The 19,631-nt window shown below is 46.3% G+C and carries 15 protein-coding genes; 3 read left to right on the top strand and 12 right to left on the bottom strand.

What is annotated here, in order from left to right; translation table 11 throughout:
* Positions 1-260: 260 nt before the first annotated feature.
* From ABID47_RS07710 to ABID47_RS07700, 3 genes are all read right to left on the bottom strand, one after another.
* A complete protein-coding gene (locus tag ABID47_RS07710; RefSeq protein ID WP_354495562.1) occupies positions 261-1,058 on the bottom strand; it encodes a CPBP family intramembrane glutamic endopeptidase in 798 nt (265 codons plus the stop codon).
* A gap of 90 nt (positions 1,059-1,148) precedes the next feature.
* Entirely contained in the window at positions 1,149-1,460 is a 312-nt protein-coding gene (locus ABID47_RS07705) for a YbjQ family protein (RefSeq protein ID WP_354495561.1), read from the bottom strand.
* 477 nt (positions 1,461-1,937) lie between these two features.
* Positions 1,938-3,197 carry a TraB/GumN family protein gene (locus tag ABID47_RS07700; protein WP_354495560.1) on the bottom strand — a complete coding sequence of 420 codons (1,260 nt, stop codon included), beginning with the start codon at positions 3,195-3,197 and terminating at the stop codon, positions 1,938-1,940.
* A 245-nt stretch (positions 3,198-3,442) separates the two neighbouring features.
* On the opposite strand from ABID47_RS07700, the gene ABID47_RS07695 reads away from it, so the two are divergent.
* Positions 3,443-4,177: a response regulator transcription factor gene (locus ABID47_RS07695; RefSeq protein WP_354495768.1), complete on the top strand. Its 735-nt coding sequence runs from the start codon at positions 3,443-3,445 to the stop codon at positions 4,175-4,177.
* On the top strand, positions 4,174-5,913 hold the full coding sequence (locus ABID47_RS07690; protein ID WP_354495559.1) for a HAMP domain-containing sensor histidine kinase: 1,740 nt from the start codon (positions 4,174-4,176) through the stop codon (positions 5,911-5,913). Before ABID47_RS07695 ends, ABID47_RS07690 begins: the two co-directional genes overlap by 4 nt.
* A gap of 330 nt (positions 5,914-6,243) precedes the next feature.
* On the opposite strand, the gene ABID47_RS07685 is transcribed toward ABID47_RS07690, so the two are convergent.
* Both ABID47_RS07685 and ABID47_RS07680 read right to left on the bottom strand, forming a co-directional pair.
* Positions 6,244-6,897: a rhodanese-like domain-containing protein gene (locus ABID47_RS07685; RefSeq protein ID WP_354495558.1), complete on the bottom strand. Its 654-nt coding sequence runs from the start codon at positions 6,895-6,897 to the stop codon at positions 6,244-6,246.
* A gap of 109 nt (positions 6,898-7,006) precedes the next feature.
* Positions 7,007-8,821, bottom strand: a complete 1,815-nt coding sequence (locus ABID47_RS07680; RefSeq protein WP_354495557.1) for an alpha-galactosidase — start codon at positions 8,819-8,821, stop codon at positions 7,007-7,009.
* Between the two features lie 124 nt (positions 8,822-8,945).
* On the opposite strand from ABID47_RS07680, the gene ABID47_RS07675 reads away from it, so the two are divergent.
* Positions 8,946-9,770 (top strand): AraC family transcriptional regulator, encoded by an 825-nt coding sequence (locus ABID47_RS07675; protein ID WP_354495556.1) that lies wholly within the window; start codon positions 8,946-8,948, stop codon positions 9,768-9,770.
* A gap of 241 nt (positions 9,771-10,011) precedes the next feature.
* Here the strand turns inward: ABID47_RS07675 and ABID47_RS07670 are convergent, their stop codons facing one another.
* From ABID47_RS07670 to ABID47_RS07640, 7 genes are all read right to left on the bottom strand, one after another.
* On the bottom strand, positions 10,012-12,675 hold the full coding sequence (locus ABID47_RS07670; protein WP_354495555.1) for an FIMAH domain-containing protein: 2,664 nt from the start codon (positions 12,673-12,675) through the stop codon (positions 10,012-10,014).
* A gap of 887 nt (positions 12,676-13,562) precedes the next feature.
* Positions 13,563-14,300, bottom strand: a complete 738-nt coding sequence (locus ABID47_RS07665; protein ID WP_354495766.1) for an alpha/beta hydrolase — start codon at positions 14,298-14,300, stop codon at positions 13,563-13,565.
* A 264-nt stretch (positions 14,301-14,564) separates the two neighbouring features.
* A complete protein-coding gene (locus ABID47_RS07660; protein WP_354495554.1) occupies positions 14,565-15,077 on the bottom strand; it encodes an AAA family ATPase in 513 nt (170 codons plus the stop codon).
* A gap of 126 nt (positions 15,078-15,203) precedes the next feature.
* A complete protein-coding gene (locus ABID47_RS07655) occupies positions 15,204-16,073 on the bottom strand; it encodes a phosphotransferase (protein ID WP_354495553.1) in 870 nt (289 codons plus the stop codon).
* A 524-nt stretch (positions 16,074-16,597) separates the two neighbouring features.
* On the bottom strand, positions 16,598-18,076 hold the full coding sequence (locus tag ABID47_RS07650; RefSeq protein ID WP_354495552.1) for an amidase family protein: 1,479 nt from the start codon (positions 18,074-18,076) through the stop codon (positions 16,598-16,600).
* A gap of 261 nt (positions 18,077-18,337) precedes the next feature.
* Positions 18,338-18,487, bottom strand: coding sequence for a hypothetical protein (locus ABID47_RS07645; protein WP_354495551.1), 150 nt, complete (start codon positions 18,485-18,487; stop codon positions 18,338-18,340).
* A 149-nt stretch (positions 18,488-18,636) separates the two neighbouring features.
* Positions 18,637-19,524, bottom strand: coding sequence for a LysR family transcriptional regulator (locus ABID47_RS07640; RefSeq protein WP_354495550.1), 888 nt, complete (start codon positions 19,522-19,524; stop codon positions 18,637-18,639).
* Positions 19,525-19,631: the final 107 nt, after the last annotated feature.

The raw sequence follows: 19,631 nt of genomic DNA, 5'->3' as shown, positions 1-19,631 counted from the left end.
ATGGGTACCCAGTTGGGATACTTATCTAATCGGTAATCGGACTATGTTCTTGTCCATTACAGTAATCGGAACAAGTTATTGTCCTCGACTCGGGACAAGAACTTGTTCCGATAAAACAAAAAAGCCGCTATAATAGCGACTTTCAATGGGACTTTGTTCTTGTCCCCCGACACCAGTTGCAACGCTTAGCTCCTTGGTTTTTTTCGACCAACATCCTATACAGGATGAGTTTAGTCAGTTGAAGTTACCCATTCTTCAGTTTACTTCTTTACACGTTTCATACTATCGCGTCGCTTTTCACGGTAGAGAATGATCGGAACCGTGATCGCCGCAGCGATCGCCAACAACGGTGCTAATATACCAGCCAGGTGAAACGACGAGTTATGTGTAGAAAAAACGCTAAAGTCCCAAAGTCCGTGCAGGAACATGGAGGCCACGAGCGATCCGGTCGACCTCCTGGCAAGATAGAAAATCGAACCGAGGCCGAATGCCATCACTACCTGGAATAGCGCACCAGCTCCGAGGCCCAAAAACATACCCGGCAGGTGGAAGACTGCGAACATAGCTGTTGAGAGCAGCCAGACTCCAGTTTCACCCAATCTGCTGCGCAGAGCGACTATCAATTGACCGCGATGAATCATCTCCTCATTGAAGCCGACCAGGATGCTGCCGATGATGAGATACAGCCACATGAGGGGTGTAACACGGGTGAAATCTCCGGTCAGCATGTTCAAGATCGCGATGACCGCCATGATAATCGGGAACGTCATCGTCCATCGAGAAAGACTCTGCCTTTCTACCAGGGCGGGGAGCCACCATCCGTAGATCGAGACGACTGTGAGGGTTAGTATAGCACCGCCGGACAGCGTTGCTACGTACCCGAGAAGAAGGGTCCGCTCACTCTCGCCCACTTGCATATAGTCGATGCCGTTGAGCACAAAAATACCGTAGAAGACTGCAATGTAGAGGAAATATGCGAGAACACCCCATCGCATGCGGGGACGAACTCGAAGGGCGGGATCCAAAGATTCTTGCTGCAAGTCCCTTTTGGTTGACATCAAAAACAACTCCCATTATAAATTAATATTTTCTAGCGCGCGCTCCTGCACAATCCATGCCAACTATCATAGCAATGCTGCTAAGTGGGCTTATAAGATTACCGCAGTCCCGCTTACAGCGACCATTAACATGCCCTCGCGAATAACTTCATAGTCAATATCGACTCCAACAATCCCGTTAGCTCCCATCCTCGAAGCTTTCTGGGTCATCTCAGCAAATGCCGCATCCCTTGCTTCCTGAAGCTTACCTTCATAAGCGCGCGAGCGCCCCCCTACCAGATCGGTAATGGAAGCCTTGAAGTCTCTGAATACGTTAGCCCCCATGATCACTTCACCAGTGGCAATGCCCAAATACTGCCTGGCCGGTGAACCTTCAATAGTAGACGTAGTGGTCATGATCATACATTATCCCTCCTTAATTCATTATGGAATGTCGCCTCTGTTTTCCTTTTGGGATGTTGATTGCTTTGCTTATTCATTATCCTAGCAGCTCTATTGAAACAGAGCCTAAACGAACCGTTAAACATCAGCTAAATTAATCTCCCGTCGTTAAGGTTCTGTTAAAAGTGGAGCTTCTGGCCATTCCAAGTGAAGTGCCATAAGCTAGGAAATTTCTTGAAAGCTCTAATATCTAAAGTCTTATTTGATCTTTTTCTTGTCTGCTTTCAGCTGGTGATTTGTTCGAAGATTTGGTTAGTGATTTGGCTGTTTTGGTTTTTGATTTCTCTTCTTTTGTTTGGGTTGGTGCCGGCTTGGAAGCTTCGGCTCTCGTAGGCTCCTCTTTCGTCTATTGATAAGCTGGCCCCTTAGCGTCTCTTTATCCTTAGAGTTGCTGAGAACATCATTTTGGTAACTTTTGTGTACCAAATCGTATAAGGACTACTGTCTTTCCACTTTATAGCCTTCCATCTTCAGCAATGGAACGACCCCTTCGTCGCCTAACACGTGCAGCATTCCGACGACGACTAGATAGGTTTCTTTTTTATCACCATTCAGATAGTCTTTTATCTTGTCTGCCATTTCTCCATTGCGGTCAGTCAGCAAAGCTTTGTGATATTCAGCATCCCAATCTGAAGAGTTGATATACGCATTCAATGCGTTATCATCTCCCTCTCTCCACATTTTGGCGAAAGTATCGATCCCTCCATCCGGAGCAAGGGTGACCCCAGCAGATGGGTCCAGTGTTTGGAGCAGCAATTTTTCCTGCAGCGCGTCTGAGTAGTTATTGTTCGTTTGGAATTGGGAATCGATAGTTTCCAAAGCAACAACCGGTTTTTTCGCTTTGTTGGCATTATCGATCAGGTACTGGTCAATCCCAATGTCTGACTGATATCCTTCTTTGCCAGCGATAATGCCCAGAACGTTTTGTTGGACGAACCACGGTTTGAAATGGTCGAAGCTGTTCACTGACATTCCATTTTCTTTTAGAAGGGCGGTGACTTTTTTATACGTTTCAGCGGAGATATGATCTTTCAATGTTGTACCGTCTTTATAAACACCCAGTTCCAACACTAGTTTTTGTAATTCTTCGGGAGTGACCTTTGACAAGTCGACCTCAACACCCAAGTAATCAGCTGCTTTGAGGGCATTCTCAATCTCTGGACTTAGCGGGTACATTCCTTCAAGCACGTAGTGAAGTGAACCCAGCAGATACACCGTATTGCCTTTATGCTCTACCTTCCACAAATATCCACGACTGCCTTCCGTTTGCTGCTTGGAAGTAAGGCTTATCTGGCGAGAGGATTGATTCCAGGCCACTTGATAGCCTGCAGTCTCCGCGATAAAGCGAAGTGGCACATACGTTACATCCCGGACTTGCTTTGGAGATACACCCAGCTTGACCGTTTTGCCGTTTACAGTTGCATTGGCAATGCCAATCTTCAGGGACAAGGATAAGCCGTTTTTGGTACCATTAACGGTATGGGCCGCTCCATTCCAGTTCACTTTGACACCCAACTTCTCCAATAGTGGACGCATCGGAACGAGTGTCACCCCTTTTTCTACGATCGATGTCGAGTTGCTGAATTGGATTTGCTCACCGTTAAGCCATACAGTAGAGGCTTTCTCTGCTGCATGCACGGAAGAGAATCCAGAGGTAAGCAGGGCTAGGGACAACAATGATACGCTTATTTTTTTCATTTGCATAAAATCTCCTTTTCCTAATTTGATAAATGTAGCAAGAACGAATTCTGCGACTACAGGTCACGTTTCTCAAGCCTTTCCTGGGGCTGCGCGTTTGGTGGCAGCTTAGCAGCCTCATTTCTAATCTTATCAACGCTACTAAAACAGAACCTAAACGAAGAGATGAACAATACCTTAATATTGCCCCCAGCTGTTTAGGTTCTGTTAATGTGAGTATGCTACTATGGGAAAGGGTGAACATGATGACTAATCTATCAGATATTAAAATTGCAATCGTTGACGACGAGCCCTCGATTGTTACGATGCTCCAAATGGTGCTCCGCAGGGAAGGGTTTCATCGCTTGTACGCAGCGTCAACCTGTGCAGAAGCACTCGATGTAGCGACGCGCATTGCCCCCGATATCGTCCTGCTCGATATTATGCTCCCCGACGGCAGCGGACTAGAGCTCTGCTCGAAGCTCCGCGAATATGGGAATCCGCATATTTTGTTCCTGACGGCTAAGGCTTCCGATCTCGATGTCCTGCGAGGCTTCGCTATGGGCGGGGACGATTATATCACCAAGCCCTTCAATCCCTTGGAGGTGGCTGCGAGAATTCAGGCGCGCATCCGGCGACTGGAGCCGGATGCTCCTCCAGCCAACCCGGTGAAGCGGCCTGATCCGGGAGTATATCGGTTTGGCCATTTTACCGTTAACGAGGCGGAGGGCGAGCTGATCGTGGATGGACAGCCTGTTCCATGCCCCGCGCAGGAGTTCCAACTGCTGCTGCACTTCTGCAAGCATCCCGGAATCGTTTTTTCCAAAACACAGCTATACGACAAGGTTTGGGGGATCAACGGTCTGGGCGATGACTCGACGGTTATGGTACATATTCGGCGCATACGGGAGCGGATCGAGATCGATCCCGGTGATCCGAAGCTGCTCGTTACCGTCCGCGGGCTAGGATACAAGCTGGCGAAGGAGTCGCAGGAGCGATGAAAATACAACAACGCATGGCTTTCCACTTTACGTATCAATTGATCTTCTATTCCCTGCTGATTCTCGCCATTACGCTGGTAGCCTGCATCCTGTACTTTCAGAATGCGAAGAACAATGAAATGCGCCGAAACTTTCCGGCAGGCGCCCTGCAGCTGATCGCTCAAGAAGCTAACTCCAAGGATGGGACCATTCAGATTTCGTCCAAGTGGGTGAAGCTTATCGAAGAAAAAGGAATGTGGCTGCAAGTTGTTAATGCCGAAGGAAAAGTTGTTTACAATGTCAACTCTACTCCGCAGCATGTGCTGCCGACCTCCTACTCCGTCGCTCAATTGCTTGATATTCAAGAGACACGTACACTTGGAACGTATGCCGTAAACACAGAGCTAAATTTTGCCTTCAACGAGCCGCACCTATATATGCTGGGCTACCATAGTCCCAATCTCGACCAGCTTATGGCCTGGTTTGACGATTACGGTTTGCAGGGGATGGTGCGAAGTGAAGCGGTCCCCACCTTGGAACAGCGACTGCGCGACACCGGCAGCTATCTGCAGGTGATTGACCCCGCAGGCAATACCATACAAGGCATCGGCGATGAAGCAATCATAAAGAAGGCATATCGTCCGCTGGATGTTCTGGCCATCCAGCAATCACCCAGCAATTATGAGACAAATATTGTCTCCCAACGGGACAAGCTGAGCGGAAGGACCTGGATCCTCTATACGCCTAATCCAACCGGAAGTCCCATGAAGCATCCGGTGCTCGATACGGCAACACGTGGTCTCTTATGGTTTTCTGGTCTAATCCTTCTCTTGGCGGTTCCGGTCTCCATATGGCATGGATTCCGCTACGGTCAGCCGCTCATTCTGTTCGCAGGCTGGTTCGAGCGCATGCGTAAGGGGCAATACGACGAAGTGCTGACCACCAAGGACAAGCGCAAGGTATTCCGCCGCAACGGCACATTGCGAATCAGGTACAAACTGTATAAGGAAGTGATTGAATCCTTCTATCAGATGACTCATCAACTGGCACAAACCGAGAAGGAACGTGAAAGGCTGGAAAAGGCACAAGCGGAGTGGATGTCAGGAATTTCCCACGATCTGCGTACCCCCCTGTCCACCATTCAAGGCTACGGATATATGCTGGAGAGTCTGCCTGAGCAATGGAGTCAGGAAGAAATGCAGATCATGGGAACGACGATTCGGGAAAAAGGGGGTTATATGCTTGAGCTGATCTCCGACTTTTCCATGATTCATCAGCTTAAGCAGGGAGATTCTATCATGAGTCTTCGGGAGTTGGATTTGGATGAGTTAGTACGCCGCTCCGTTCTGGAGTACGTCAACGACGCCACAATGTCCGAGTATCAGTTTCACTATGTTGGGGATGAGCGTCCCTTAATGGTAAAAGCAGATGAGACCTGGCTGCAGCGGCTAATGGACAACTTGCTGTCCAACGCCGTTAAGCATAATCCCCCGGGCCTAGTTGTCACTGTCTCTGTCGGTAGGATCAACGACAAGGCTTGCATACGAGTGATCGATAACGGTAAAGGAATGGACGAGGATACCCTGCAACATTTGTTCAATCGCTACTACCGGGGAACGAATACAGAAGAATCGACGTTTGGCTCCGGTCTCGGAATGAGCATCGCCAAAGCCATCGTGGAAGCGCACGGTGGCGAAATCCAAGTGCAATCCAAAGTATGGCAGGGAACGAAAATTGAAATCTTATTGTCCTGCTGAACGCACAGTAAGATACTGTCTGCTCTGTAAGCAATCGGGAATCCGGGAAACCCACATTAACCAAAATAAAGATGGCAAACCACCTTTGCCGTTCACTTTCCCTAAGCTACTGCCCATAAAGAGCGATGTTAAAGCGAAGCCCGCTTGCGGTTAATGGTTGCATGGATGATTTTCCTTCCGTATGCGAAAGTTGAATTATTCATAATATCCTTCAGTAGATTTTCTCAAAGTTCTGAATTGATCCGCCGTAGCCCGTCACATATCCCGCACCCTCGAAGCCTGCCATGCAAGACGGGGGCTATTATGAGGACAGCGGAAGCAGCCGGTCTCCTATATTAAAGGATACGAATACTGCTCTATTCCTGGAATCGTATAAACTCTGCTATAACCTGCATCTATAAGGGCTTGTGCCGCTATAGAACTTTTATACCCCATTTGACAGTAAAGGATTACTGGAGTATCCTTTCGCACGCATACCGAGAACGGGTTATTGGAGATATCCTGTAACGGTATACAAATGCTTCCCCGGATATGCCCTGTTCGATAATCCTCATTCGTCCGCACATCTACTAGCATAGCCGTAGGGTCATTCACCATAAGCTCCCATGCTTCCTCGGGGGTCAGATGTTTACTTTGAAATACTCTGCCCCCTGTGTGAGGCATACGCTGCTCCCTATCAAGCATTCTCGCAACAACTTCTTCGGCTTCAACACGATTTAAGCTGCCCGCTGTATCGAACAGGTATGGGTCACGTCCGTGCATTATACCTTTTACATACATCTGCGCTATATGCATGACGCAGGTACGGCAGGAATACAAGTCCCTAAGATATTCTGCCGCCGACCAATCATGCTCGTCTCTTTCTCCGAATTCTGTCAGCAGGGTCTCGTGAACGATTCTTGCAGCGGAACGGCGCTCAATGGGTTTGCTTATGTTGGTTAGATCATAGTCCTCGATTATTCCCTTATACAACGCGTAATCCATATAGCCTGACGACCAACTGCCGCGCGTTGGTTCTATATGGCCTTTTATGCTTCTAATGACCATGATCACAAACTGTTCGGTAGTAACAAGATCCTCAATCATCAGCTTACTATACAGGAGTAACTCTTAGGGTAACATTGTCATAGGCGTCAATGCCTGTAACAGAAAAGGTCTCTGATATCCTCGTTGTAACCTCGCCTGTCCATAAATCCTTTAGGCAATAGCTTGCTGCATGTTTGAATTTTTCAGCATCAACCATTTTATGCCCAAGATAATCGATAATGCGGCTTACATCAACGGAGTGCATTTTCGTATCTTTCGAGTCGCTGAGATTGATAAAGGATATGGCCATATCTCCGTTCGCAAGAGGCTTTGCCAGAATATCAACCCGGTTGATATTCGCAATATAGGCCGTATCGGGATTGTCATGGTCGATAGAGCAATAAATTCTTTTGGCCTGGACACCGAGGGGATCCTGATTCAAGGCGATGACCTCTTTGTTCGCAATAATCCTCCATAGCTCGTCGCCCTTTGCAATCCGTCTTAAATCCATTCCAAGCATAATCGGAGAATTCATCATGCACCACATCGTCATATGCGTTTTGCTCATGGTCGTCGTGATCCCGTTCATACCGATGACAAGCATATCGGAATCGTTCCACCCCTTATCAAGCCCGGCAAACTCATCCATAATGACCGCCTTGCTATATTGCGAGGTTATGCTTGCGGTATGGTTTGAACTCCATTCGGCGGAGCCCGGATTGCCATCGGAGCCGACGCTGAAGGTTATATCGTTAAGAATGCGCCAGGAGTCTCCAACCTTATATCCCCAGTTTTGCGGCTGCGTTTTCCCCCATTCGCAGATGGAGAATACAATATCATGGTTAGGGTCAACCTTGTTCAAGCCTTCCAGCAAAACCGCATAGGAATTAAGGGTATTTTCCTGCCTTCTATGGTTCATAAGACGGATGATGTTTTCTCCCTCATTTAGGGAAACCGTTATTTCTTCCGAATCTGCAAAGGCAGCCGTACTTTCGGTAAGAGGAAGCAAATCATCAAAATATCGGGTTTCATTCTCTGCGTTTCCAACCGCCAGCTGAAGCCAGCGTCCCGTGCCATTCTCCTCGCCGCTTGCGTAATTGACGGTTATGGCGTAGTTTCCGCCAGCTGGCGCGTTCACGGTAAACGCCAGCTCTCCCCAGCGGTCGCCCACAGGTGTTGTCCCCACGTTTGTTCCGTCGAAGGTACCGATGTTTGTTACATAGTCGCCACTGTTTTTGTATACGCCCTGGCCTAGAAGCACACCGTCCTTCACCGCATTTAAAGTAATATTCAGTTTTTCGCCCATAACCGTTATGCTTCTGATATTCGGGGCATAGGAATATTTGGCATTTGCCGAGTCCGAGAACGTGGCGTTATCCCAAAGGTAGTAGCAATTGTCAACCTTGATAAAATCAACCCCCCATTCTATATAAGACCTCGTGTCGACATCCTCAAAGCCGCAAGTGCCTACCGCGGAGCCTGCGCAAAGATGTGTCCCTATATCGTTGTACATACCGAATTTAAGTCCCTTGCCGTGGATGTAATCGGATAGCGCCTTAAAGCCGCTTGGAAATTTAATCGATTCGTTAGAAAGCAATCCGTTGACGCGTTCGGACTTATAGCAGCCGTCATCGAGCACAACATACTTGTATCCCAACTCCGCAAGTCCCAAATCGACGATCGCGTCCGCCATCGTCTTTGTGAGAGCCTCGTTGTTCTTGCTGCCGAAGGCATTCCAGCTGTTCCAGCCCATGGCAGGGAGGCGTCCTTGCTTTTTATTCAGAAGCACCTTGCCGTTCGAGAAAGCCGGAAACATGTAGTCGGGATCCGTGATCTTGTCCGGCGCTGTCCTTGATGTAACCTTAGCTGATACTTTCTCCATAAGAAATCCTCCTCGCAAGTTGCATTTTTATTGTTATGATAGGATAAATAGTGGAGTAGATAAATGTGTTTTTATCGAGTGATTATGGGGAAATGTGATATAGTAGTTCCGGGAGCTGAATGCAATGAAACTCTATTATGCTAAAAGTCCTTTAATCTCATCCGATATTTATCCCATGCAATATGGGGAACAGCAGTGCGATAACGGATATTCCTTCGGGCCCGCGGCGCGTAACTTCTATCTCATCCATTACATTTACAGCGGGCATGGCGAGTTGCATATTAATAAAAAAGTTTATCAAGTACACGCGGGACAGTTTTTCCTGATCTATCCGAAACAAACGGCTTATTATAAGGCGGATGACCATGATCCGTGGCTGTATCGCTGGATAGAGTTTGACGGCACCTTCTCGGAGAAGATGATGTCCGTGACAGGCTTCTCGCACGAGAACCACGTCATAAATGATGATAACGGCGTCGGAAACGCGCTGAAGAATATAATCGATTTAGGCTGGACTGACTTTGAAACGATCATGAGCCATTTTTGGCCGTTTATCGCGGCGCTTACGAAGGGCAAATTATTGACGAAAGATGAGAATACGGCAGAAACCTATGTCTCTTATGCCAAAAACTATATAAGAAGCAATGTGCACAAACGGATAGCCGTTTCCGAAATTGCCCATTTTTTAAACATAGACCGCAGTCACCTGGCACGCATCTTCAAAAGCATTTGCGGCATAAGCACGCAGCAATTTATTATTTCTCTTAAAATGGAGATGGCTTCGCAATCTCTCAAGAAGAGCAGCATGACCATAAAAGAAGTTGCCAATAGTGTCGGATATGACAATCAGATGGAATTTTCAAAGCAGTTTAAAAAACACTTTAATATGACCCCCACGCAATGGAGAGAACGTGTTTTCTATCAACAATCCATAAATAACTATGAATGAAAACGTAAATGACGCACAATTGGTGCGTCATTTTTTTGTGACATTTTACGACGAAGTGTACATGGTCGAGAATGATTGGTCAGAGGATTTTTTCTTGGGGCAGTCCGCCGTTTTATTCTACCTCATAGCGGGCGCCTTTCCATGGCTTGCGCATAACATTAGCTCGTACAAAAAAGAGAGCATGGAAGGGTGAATTCCAGCTCTCTTCATTGGATCAACGATAATTGATCCGTTTATCTATTTAACGCCAGGATTGGATGAACGCGCGAATTACGCTTTGAACGTATATCCGGGTTCCTTCCTCGATGTCTCCTTCCCCCGAACGATCCAGATGCTTCAGTGCATTCTCCAACTGATGAACCGCTTGTTCGAGGCGGCCCTCTCTATAGTGAAACAGTGCTTGACGGATTGCATTAGAAAGCTGCTTCGACAGCGGGTATTGTATCTCACCTTGATCGATTCGAGATTCGATTAATTCCGGCAGCTGATCCGGCGTGACCGTCTCCATATAGGTTATGAATGCATCATCATAATACGCCTTCGTCATCCATAACTGGGAACAGAAAAAGACCAGCCTGACGTAAGCTGCATTCTCCGGAGCAACGGTGCTCATCTCAAGCTGCTGCCATTTTCCGTTTCCTGCGGTAATTTGAAGCGAAGTCCCGCCGACTTGCTTATGGTTGGTATCATAGTAATTCAATGAAGCGAGGGTACGTCCTTCCTGCAAGTAAACCTGGAATCTCGCCGAATACGCCGTACCCGGTTTCACGGGAACGGAATCGGATGCGACCGCAACCGTTTCCGTCGTGGAAGTATCCGTTATCTTCAGGCTACTCGGCCCGCTTACGGTCTGCTCATCACTCAGCCCAAAAGACACGTTTGGCGTTATATTAAACAAGGAGCTCCAGCCCGGGATCACGCCGGAATCAAGAGGCTGGTCAAAGCTTCCGTTCAATAGAGGGATCTCGATCGGGATGTGAACAGCTCCGCTTCCCTTCGTCACTTCGATTTTTTTAAGTAATGTATCATCTGAATAATAGATATGCCCGTCTTCGCCAAGTGTCATCAATTGCGTTGACGAGAGCGTGACCGCAGCTTCCGGATCTTCTGGATCGACTACGGTTATCCTGCCCGCAAGCGTCGTGAACATGTAGCCGTCTTCGCTCCACCGGATGTGAACCGGACGCCATCTTCCATAATTGGATACGGACGGATAAATATTGGCGCTTTTCACGATATCCATTGTCTCCGGATCCATGGCGAAGATCGTCCCATCCGCCGCTGCCCAGAGCAATCCGTCAGGACCGATACTTAGTCCGCCAATCATGTTAGGTTGAACGGATGCACCCGGGATGGCGGGAACGAATTCTTGAAGCTTCCTTCCACTGGCGATATCCCATACAAATATTTTGGCCGCTGTCTCCGTCGGATCGATTCCAAGGCCGCCAGCTATGGTAGTCGAACCGTAAAGCTTTCCGTTGTGGACGGCAAGGCCGACGATCGACTGGTTGTGTACAACGTCCTCATAGACAGTAAATCCTTGTTCAGGACCGCGTGACGGATCATACACGGTCAGCGAGCCGCCGAGTTCTCCGTAGTCCGGAATCGTGCCAATATACAGCTTACCTTCGCCAGACGTCATGGCGAACGGTCTGTCCTCGTGAGGAATTTTATATATCTCCTTCGGATTGACTCCATCCTGAATCGGCTGGTTCACGTCCAGCTCCCGGATGTAACCTCCCGGATAAAGACCGAAGTACATTTTGTCTCCGAGTGCAGCCATGCCTTCCGCCTGTCCTAAAGAGAATGTTTCAATTTCACCGGAAATCGGGGAATATGCAGCCCCTTTCCCACCCGGATAACCGCTCATGTACAGCTTACCGTCCGGCCCTTTCTCCAGCGTCTGAATCGGAATCGGATTACCGGAGAACGGGTAGGTAACCGACTTTACCTTCTTCGTCTCCATATTCATGTAAGCCACCGCTCCCGACCACATGACGGTAGCCAGCGATTTTCCCGGGAGCTCCGGATCGTTCGTCATCTCGACCCACGCGGTATTGCGAAGGTAGGTGGTATATTCGATTCCGGTGTCGACCGCGTCCATTGTGATGAGATCGAGCTCCATCAACCGGTTGTTCTGTACGAAATATACTTTGTTGCTGCCCGGCTCGCCAAACGATAATCGAATTCCCTTATTGTCCAAAAAATAGGTATCACTCCAATCCCCGGCCTCCGTGTCATAGAACAGCAGAGCGTTATTCCCTCCGCTCAAGCCAGCTACGATATACTTTCCTGCTGCATCAAGCTGATACACTTGCGCAGTCTCCACCGCACCACCATATGTCGGCAGCGGAATTTGTTCCTTTTCCCCCGTATCCACGTTCACCTTTACAAGGCTTCCCTGAATACCGATACCTGCATACAGATATCCATTATGATAGGCTGTGGCCCGGGTATAACTTTGACCAGGCATTACGTTGCCGTAATCCTTCATCTCGCCGGTGGAGGGATCGTAGCGTCCAACCTTGGCATTTGGATAAGAACCGAAATATACCCGGCCCTGTTCGTCATACGTCAGTCCGTATACGACACTTTCTCCAATCCCGCCCAGGTCGCGCAGCTCCTTCGTTACAGGCGAATACGTATACAGCTTACCATTACCACCAATATAGACCGTACCGTCCGGCAGAGTGATATGCGTCCAGGAGCTTTCGGTTCCTTCAAGCCTGAATTTGCGCAGCACCTCCCTGCTCACCAGATCTACCACCTGGAATATGGCCGGCTTACCAGTTACCGTCGTATACATGACATCTCGGCCATCTTCGTTTCCGAAAGCCGCGTCAAAAACAGCTACGTTCTCAATCGGGGAACCGATGGAGACCGGCTCTCCGAATGCTTTGTCCACTCGTGCATCTGCCGGAGCCGCTAGCCACCATTGCGATACCATAACCAACATGAGTGAAAGAATGGATATAGCGCTTCTTTTTGCGTAAACAATCCTTTTTGGCATTAATGTAATCACCCGTTTCTTATGATGATTGAAAGCGCTTTAAATTGATTCGTCAAAGGTTGGGACTATACATCTTTAAACCTGCTCATGCTCTAGTTCCTTTTCCTGGTACAGTAAAGATCATACGTAAAACTCGATCGATGTCAGGTTACTGCTCAATCCCCCCTCTTGATCACGGCCATCACGATTGCTATCACCATGATCCTCATTTTATTGCCATTACGGTCATTCGCTCTGTGGTTGGTTAGTTTATTGTGCAATTCACCAACTCCAAGCGAGCATCAGACTTCGTAGGCTCTTTAGTATAAAAACCGCTTTACTTTTTAGTAAAGTTACATATTTCCATAGGCTGTTGATTTTCTGCTGCTGCCACTTATCTAACCCTGCGCATGAATCTATAAAGAGGAAAATGTTGTGTGGAAATTGCTAAATAGGTAGAAAATAAATAAACGTATGAATGTACTGTCGTAGGTGATATAGTTAGATACTTATCAAATCGGTAATCGGCTCATGTTCTTGTCCATTACGGCAATCGGTACAAGTTCTTGTCCTTGAATCGGGACAAGAACTTGTACCGATAAACAAAAAAACCGCTAAAATAGCGGCTTTCATTGGGACCATGTTCTTGTCCCTCGACACTTGTCCTCCGACACGGCACGAACGATTCTGCAGATCACCGGGGATCCCTTCCCGCTGCCGGTCAAAATCGTGCTGCCGTATGAACCGATCTTCCGCCAGTCCAGCATCTGGCACGTGCAGCTGCAGCATAAAAGGCCCCTCTTTTACCAATTTAATTGCTTGAGGAAAGATAGGATGTCTTCATGAATTAATTTCTGGTCACTTCCTAGTGTCATCAAATGCTCAGAATTAGGATAACCGTGAATTGATTTATTATTTGTAGACACTCTATCATGTATATAATGTGCACTATCTTTATACAAAGATTCGTCTAACTCTCCGTACAAGATCCTTATTGGTTGATTAATTCTATCTAACTCTTTCATGGTCTTGTCAATATAACGTTTAAAATGGATTAAACATGGAGTTGAAGACTTTTCCAATTCGTCCACTTCTCTGGATATTTCTTTTTCATCTTTTCCTTCAAATTGCTTAAAAGCTCTTGCGTATTTGATTAGCCGATCTTTTAAGGAACTCATTTCTTTTTTATATGGTACAGACATGGTTACGATACCATTAACATTGAATGTTTTTCCTACGTCTAAAGCAAGTATTCCCCCTAAAGATATACCTATAACCGCAATTTGCGCATAACCCTCCTTGATCAAGAAGTGATACCCTTTTTCTACACTCCTCCACCATTCCGTCGGACTGGTGGAAATTAATTCTTCAGGAGTTAAACCATGACCTTCATAAACAGGGGCATAACATGAAAAATCATGAAGGTTTAAGAATTTTCCCAGTTCTTTTACATCACGAGTATTGCTTGTAAAAGAATGTAATAATAATACCGCTTGATCTCCTCCTTTTAGGAAGAAGGACTTGGGTTGAACTATCTTCATCACGGTCTTGTCACATCCAATATCTCATGGTTTACCTCTATCTTACCACTTACCATACCTCTTGGCGGCCACCTTCATTAATTTTTAGAAAAACAACTAGAATGATAACTACAACTGCTAATAACGAAGCTACCGATCAGTGCCGGCAGCTTCGTTTTAGTCGTTTATTCAACTATCGTTTCCCGTTAGCGCAGTGGATGGTGCTAATCATATCCGGGTGCACTGATGTATTGGGCTGTGTCCTTGAGCGCCCGTAAGTTACTGTCATTGGCGTTCATTTGCTTCGATTTGACGGAGAATTTCGTCAACGACGTGCGCGATCGGTGCGGTGGCGTCGATTATAATCCCGTTTTTAGGAACGCCTTCTTTCGTTTGATGCAAGCGCGCACTAATTTCCCGTTCCTCTGGTCTGCCACCCCAGTCAGTTGGGTCCAGCGCCACTCGCTCATCAATCCGCCGGAGAGAGGTTTCCAGGTCGACTTCAAGGACAAACACGCCGTCGAAGAGGTCGATGAATTTGGGGTAATTCCGCGAACCACCGCAGAAAAATGTTACCGCCTCTTCCTGATTGTCCACCAATGCTTTTACTTTATCAACACGCCAAATGTGGTGTTCGGGTTTAAAGCCATCCGTCGGGGTACCCGTTTCCGGATCGCCTTGATAAGCCAATTCACGGTCACCATGAATAGCATGGTAGCCGCGCTGCTGCAATTCGTTGCAGACCGTAGTTTTGCCAGCGCCGGAAACGCCACCAATCAGATAATTCCTAATGCCCATAGCAGACCCTCCATTCAACTGAATAAGCACAATATTTTAGATGTTTCTATCTGTACTAAACTGCCCGTTAGCTTAATAAACGATTTATGCCAAAAAACGCTATAAAACAAATTGCGAGGTCAAAGATTAATTGATGGGGAGGGCCTTCCAGTACTTCCACGCTTTTAGATAGCTTTCTAAATCATGCGGATGGAATTGAATACAGATACCAATACGGCAATAAAGTTGAAAGATAACTTCTTCAATAAGCCTTGATCTCTCCAAAGGTTCATGATTCAGCAAATTGAATGCAGGCAATATGGTCTCTAGGTTTAAATCTTCTGGAGAAGAACAAAAAGCATACGTAAAATCGTATAACAAAGGGCCAATCATTGGCGAAGGGTCGATAACTCCAACTAATGAGTGTTCATGAAATACAAAATTATGGACACCAGTATCTCCATGGAGGAAAAATCTTGCTTCATTCTCTGCACTTTTGGATATTCTTTCAACAATGGATTCCAATCTATAATAATCCTCAATTGGTAAAAGACTTCCCCAATTATTTCTCGTATCTTCTAAACTCCGAATGTTCCATTCACGCCAGGATTGAACCGGTGACCCCAGTCTTCCCCACTTGTCTGTATGTAGACGTTTTTCGTAGTGATTGAAGAGCTCTCTTACCAAAGTTGTCAACCAATTGATTTTTAAACCGCTGGCAGTATGAGTTGTACCCGCAATGTATGAATATACGATATACTCTTTTGCTGGATTAGTATAGAGAATTTTAGGTAAAAGATTAATGTGCCGATGTGTATTAAGAAATTGTTCCGCCAAGATAATTTGGTTCGAGTGATCTATTTTTAAAACGTATTTCGATTCGCTGTGCTCTGAAAGAATATAAACCCGCCCATCTGTAGAACCAGTCTTATTTTTAGTTGCAATAACAGTGTTATCAATTAAGCCTTTTTCATGAAGATCGTTGAGGATACTGTTTATATCTACTTGTTCAAACATTTAATTCCCCCTTAACAATCGATTAGGCGAATATGTGACTGAATAACTCTTGATAAAATTCCTTTTTTTATAACTTCATCTATAAAGATCGTATAGTTGACCTGGAGGAAGTTCAAGGTAAAGTTTTGTTTAAATCAACTAACCTGCCCGTTAGCTTAATGAATTTGTGTAGTGAAATGTAGTTTGATGCTTATCTAATCGGCAATCGGATTATGTTCTTGTCCTTTTCGGCAATCGGTACAAGTTCTTGTCTTTTCTTCGGGACAAGAACTTGTACCGATAAACAAAAACCGCTAAAATAGCGGCTTTCATTGGGACCATGTTCTTGTCCCTCGACATGGCTTGCGCATAACATTCTGTCCGCTATAAATTGCCGTTAGTTGAAATAAAGCCAGCCGGTCAAAGTGATCGGCTGGCTTCTTGTTTTTATTGAGCTTCTGTTTCCCGATGGTTAAGTCCAACCCCATGAACGTTCAGTATGTATTTGATAATTCCAATGGTGTGAATTAGAAACAGTAATTACATCAATTCACCAGATCTGGCGGACGACAGGAAAGTGTCGCTTGCTCGAAACTATAGGCGATTCCTATTAGCGTGGGCTCACTGTAAGCCCCCCCGGAAAAGACAACACCAAATGGACCCTTAGTCGAATCGCCATCCGCATCAATTGTTCCTTTGACTGAATAACCGGCAGGGACCGTGATAAGAGGATACCCTAACCTGGCAGCGATGTACATGCCATCAATGTCACCGGGTAACATTAATGCATCTAAGCCGTGTTGATCGAGTGCATAGTCAATCCCTTTTGTTACAGCTTGATGGTTATATTCTTGACGTTTAAGTTGATAAGTTATCTCGTTTAACGTATTTTCTTCCGAGCGAATCAGATTGTCTTGGCCAAACTTCAATGCAGATGCAGCGTGTTTCTGATTATAATCAATCAGTTCTTTAAGAGAATGTACGGGTATATCCGAGTTCAACTTTGATAAATAGCGATTTAGGCCTGTTTTGAATTCGTAGCAGATAACATCATTGTTCCATGGATGCTGTTCCAAATGAAGGTCCACAGGATCGATAACTGTTGCACCTTGCTCACGCAGAACTTCGATGGCAGATTCCATGATGGAAAGTCTTTCTTCATCCAACGACCGATAGTAATGTCTGGGAATCCCTATACGAGCTTTACGCAGAAAGTATCGGTCGAGATAAGATGTGTAGTCGTGAAAAGTACGATGGGGGCTAGACCATGTTGCCTTATCGTTTTCGTCAATCCCGACGATTGCCCCGAGTAGTGTCGCAGCATCAGTGACTGTCTTGGATATTGGCCCTGGTGTATCCTGACTTATGGAGATCGGAATAATGCCGTTGCGGCTCGCAAGCCCTACAGTTGGCTTTATTCCGACGAGAAAATGTTGGCTGGCTGGCCCAACAATAGAACCCGCGGTTTCTGTTCCAATAGCTGCCGCAGCCAGGTTTGCTGCTACTGCTGCAGCCGATCCTGAACTTGACCCACTGACGAAGAGCTTGCCAGGTCCATATGGATTCAATACATATCCACCCCTGGAACTGTATCCAGCTGGCATACTATTGGACATAAAATTCGACCACTCGGTCATATTTGCCTTACCCAGAAGAACTGCGCCTGCAGCGCGGAGCTTTGCAACTATGAACGAATCTCCAGGAGCAAATGACTCAGCCAACGCGATTGAACCAGCACTCGTGTGCATCCGGTCGTGCGTATTGATGTTATCCTTGAGCAGGATTGGGATTCCGTGCAGCGTCCCCCTACTACCTGTTGTATTTCGCTCATGGTCAAGGTTCCTTGCTATTTCAAGCGCATCTGGATTGATCTCTAATACGGCATTGATCAGAGGATTATACCTATGAATACGCTCGATATATGCAAGTACGAGAGCTTCGGATGTACACTCACCCGATGACATTGCCTTTTGCATCCTGACCAAATCTGCTTCCTGAATCCAATCTTGTAAGTTGGTGCTCATATATTAACACACCTCCAGAAATGGAAATTTTTTGGACAACAGTAATATGTTATCATGCTACCTTACCATGGGTATAGGTAAAGTTTTGATTAGTTAAGAAAGTATCAGTTGGACATCGCAATAGAGCTTGTTTTTTCCCGAACTTTATTCTTCAGGACAAGAACTTGTACCGATAAACAAAAAAACCGCTAAAATAGCGGCTTTCATGGGACCATGTTCTTGTCCCTCGACACTTCACGAGTAATTGCAACATCAAGTGATTCACCCCTTCTCGCCTATTCGATCGCTTGCCACGAGGCGCAGCGGCGGCCGCGGACCGGCGAAGAACGGCTTGCCGTGATCCAGCACGATTGGATGGAGATAGAGTCGATACTCATCAACGAGACCGAGCTCCGTTAGACTGTGGGCCAACTCCGTCCCGGCAACTTCAGGAAATTAACATTGATTGATCAAACAATATTGATTCTTGCGAAAAAAATTCCTATCTTATCAATGATGTCCATTTCTAGATTTTGCTACCCCTGATGGTGAACTGCTTCTCTGGGTTTTATGAAGGATAATTAATTTGTCTGTCTGGATATCGTCCCGAAATATTCCACAACTACCTCACGGAATTCGAGAGCAGCCCGCGAAATGTACCGACTTCTGTGCCATAACAAAGCTATTTCTCGTACCAATTCATGATTCTCCACTTTGAGATATTTGATGTGTTCCCCAGAATACCTTGCCGTACTTGGTATAAAGGCTATGCCAATTCCCGCTTCTACTAGAGAACTTAGCCTTGCAGGTTCGTCACCCTCATACACATATGTAGGTACAAATCCAACCGATTTGCATTTAGAATCCACCAGATCACGAGTACCGTAGCCTCTTTTTACACCAACAAAACATTCATCCCTTAGCTCAGTCAAAGATATGCTGTTTCGGTTAGCAAGCCGATGCCCTTTGGGAACAGCTACAAGAATCGGGTCGATGAACATGATTTGACATTCAATGTCTTCCCCTTTTATAGGAGGTGAGGACAAGCAAAAATCAACCTCTCCTCTATGAAGAAGCGTAACCATTTCCTGCGTGGTGAGCATTTGCACATGAAATTGGATATCGGGACGCTTGTTCCGAAACTCTCGAAGGATCTGAGGCAATGTGCTTGCGGTGGTCACTGCCAATTCGAGTGTGCCATGTTCTTGGCTGGACACATCGCTAATCTCCTGCTTCCCCTGTTCCAATTCAAACAACGCCCTTTCAGCACGGCGATAGAATCTGCTTCCAAACTCATTCAATCGCAGTTTCCTCCCTATTCGATCGAATAACAGGACCCCCAAATCCTCCTCCAAGCGCCCAATCGTTTTGCTTAGTGACGATTGAGTGACATGCAGACTTCGTGCTGCTTCAGTCATATGTTCCAAACGAGCTACCTCGAGAAAATATTTCAGTTGAAGAAGTTCCATTTCACACTCTCCTTTTATTCCCTTGAGTCAATGAAATCATAACACAAAATGCGTTGGAATAAATAAATGATTTCAAGTACGATGATGACACTAACATACAGATCGGA

Origin of the sequence: Paenibacillus favisporus, assembly GCF_040545415.1 — a bacterium.
Lineage (GTDB): Bacteria > Bacillota > Bacilli > Paenibacillales > Paenibacillaceae > Paenibacillus_AQ > Paenibacillus_AQ favisporus.
Note: the sequence above shows the minus strand (reverse complement) of the source record. Positions and strands in the feature narration are given on the sequence as shown.

What these genes read in the sequence shown, in the direction of transcription:
- ABID47_RS07710 (WP_354495562.1), bottom strand. Translation starts at nt 1,058, where the DNA reads ATGTCAACCAAAAGGGACTTGCAGCAAGAATCTTTGGATCCCGCCCTT.
- ABID47_RS07705 (WP_354495561.1), bottom strand. Translation starts at nt 1,460, where the DNA reads ATGATCATGACCACTACGTCTACTATTGAAGGTTCACCGGCCAGGCAG.
- ABID47_RS07700 (WP_354495560.1), bottom strand. Translation starts at nt 3,197, where the DNA reads ATGAAAAAAATAAGCGTATCATTGTTGTCCCTAGCCCTGCTTACCTCT.
- ABID47_RS07695 (WP_354495768.1), top strand. Translation starts at nt 3,443, where the DNA reads ATGACTAATCTATCAGATATTAAAATTGCAATCGTTGACGACGAGCCC.
- ABID47_RS07690 (WP_354495559.1), top strand. Translation starts at nt 4,174, where the DNA reads ATGAAAATACAACAACGCATGGCTTTCCACTTTACGTATCAATTGATC.
- ABID47_RS07685 (WP_354495558.1), bottom strand. Translation starts at nt 6,897, where the DNA reads ATGGATTACGCGTTGTATAAGGGAATAATCGAGGACTATGATCTAACC.
- ABID47_RS07680 (WP_354495557.1), bottom strand. Translation starts at nt 8,821, where the DNA reads ATGGAGAAAGTATCAGCTAAGGTTACATCAAGGACAGCGCCGGACAAG.
- ABID47_RS07675 (WP_354495556.1), top strand. Translation starts at nt 8,946, where the DNA reads ATGAAACTCTATTATGCTAAAAGTCCTTTAATCTCATCCGATATTTAT.
- ABID47_RS07665 (WP_354495766.1), bottom strand. Translation starts at nt 14,300, where the DNA reads ATGAAGATAGTTCAACCCAAGTCCTTCTTCCTAAAAGGAGGAGATCAA.
- ABID47_RS07660 (WP_354495554.1), bottom strand. Translation starts at nt 15,077, where the DNA reads ATGGGCATTAGGAATTATCTGATTGGTGGCGTTTCCGGCGCTGGCAAA.
- ABID47_RS07655 (WP_354495553.1), bottom strand. Translation starts at nt 16,073, where the DNA reads ATGTTTGAACAAGTAGATATAAACAGTATCCTCAACGATCTTCATGAA.
- ABID47_RS07650 (WP_354495552.1), bottom strand. Translation starts at nt 18,076, where the DNA reads ATGAGCACCAACTTACAAGATTGGATTCAGGAAGCAGATTTGGTCAGG.
- ABID47_RS07640 (WP_354495550.1), bottom strand. Translation starts at nt 19,524, where the DNA reads ATGGAACTTCTTCAACTGAAATATTTTCTCGAGGTAGCTCGTTTGGAA.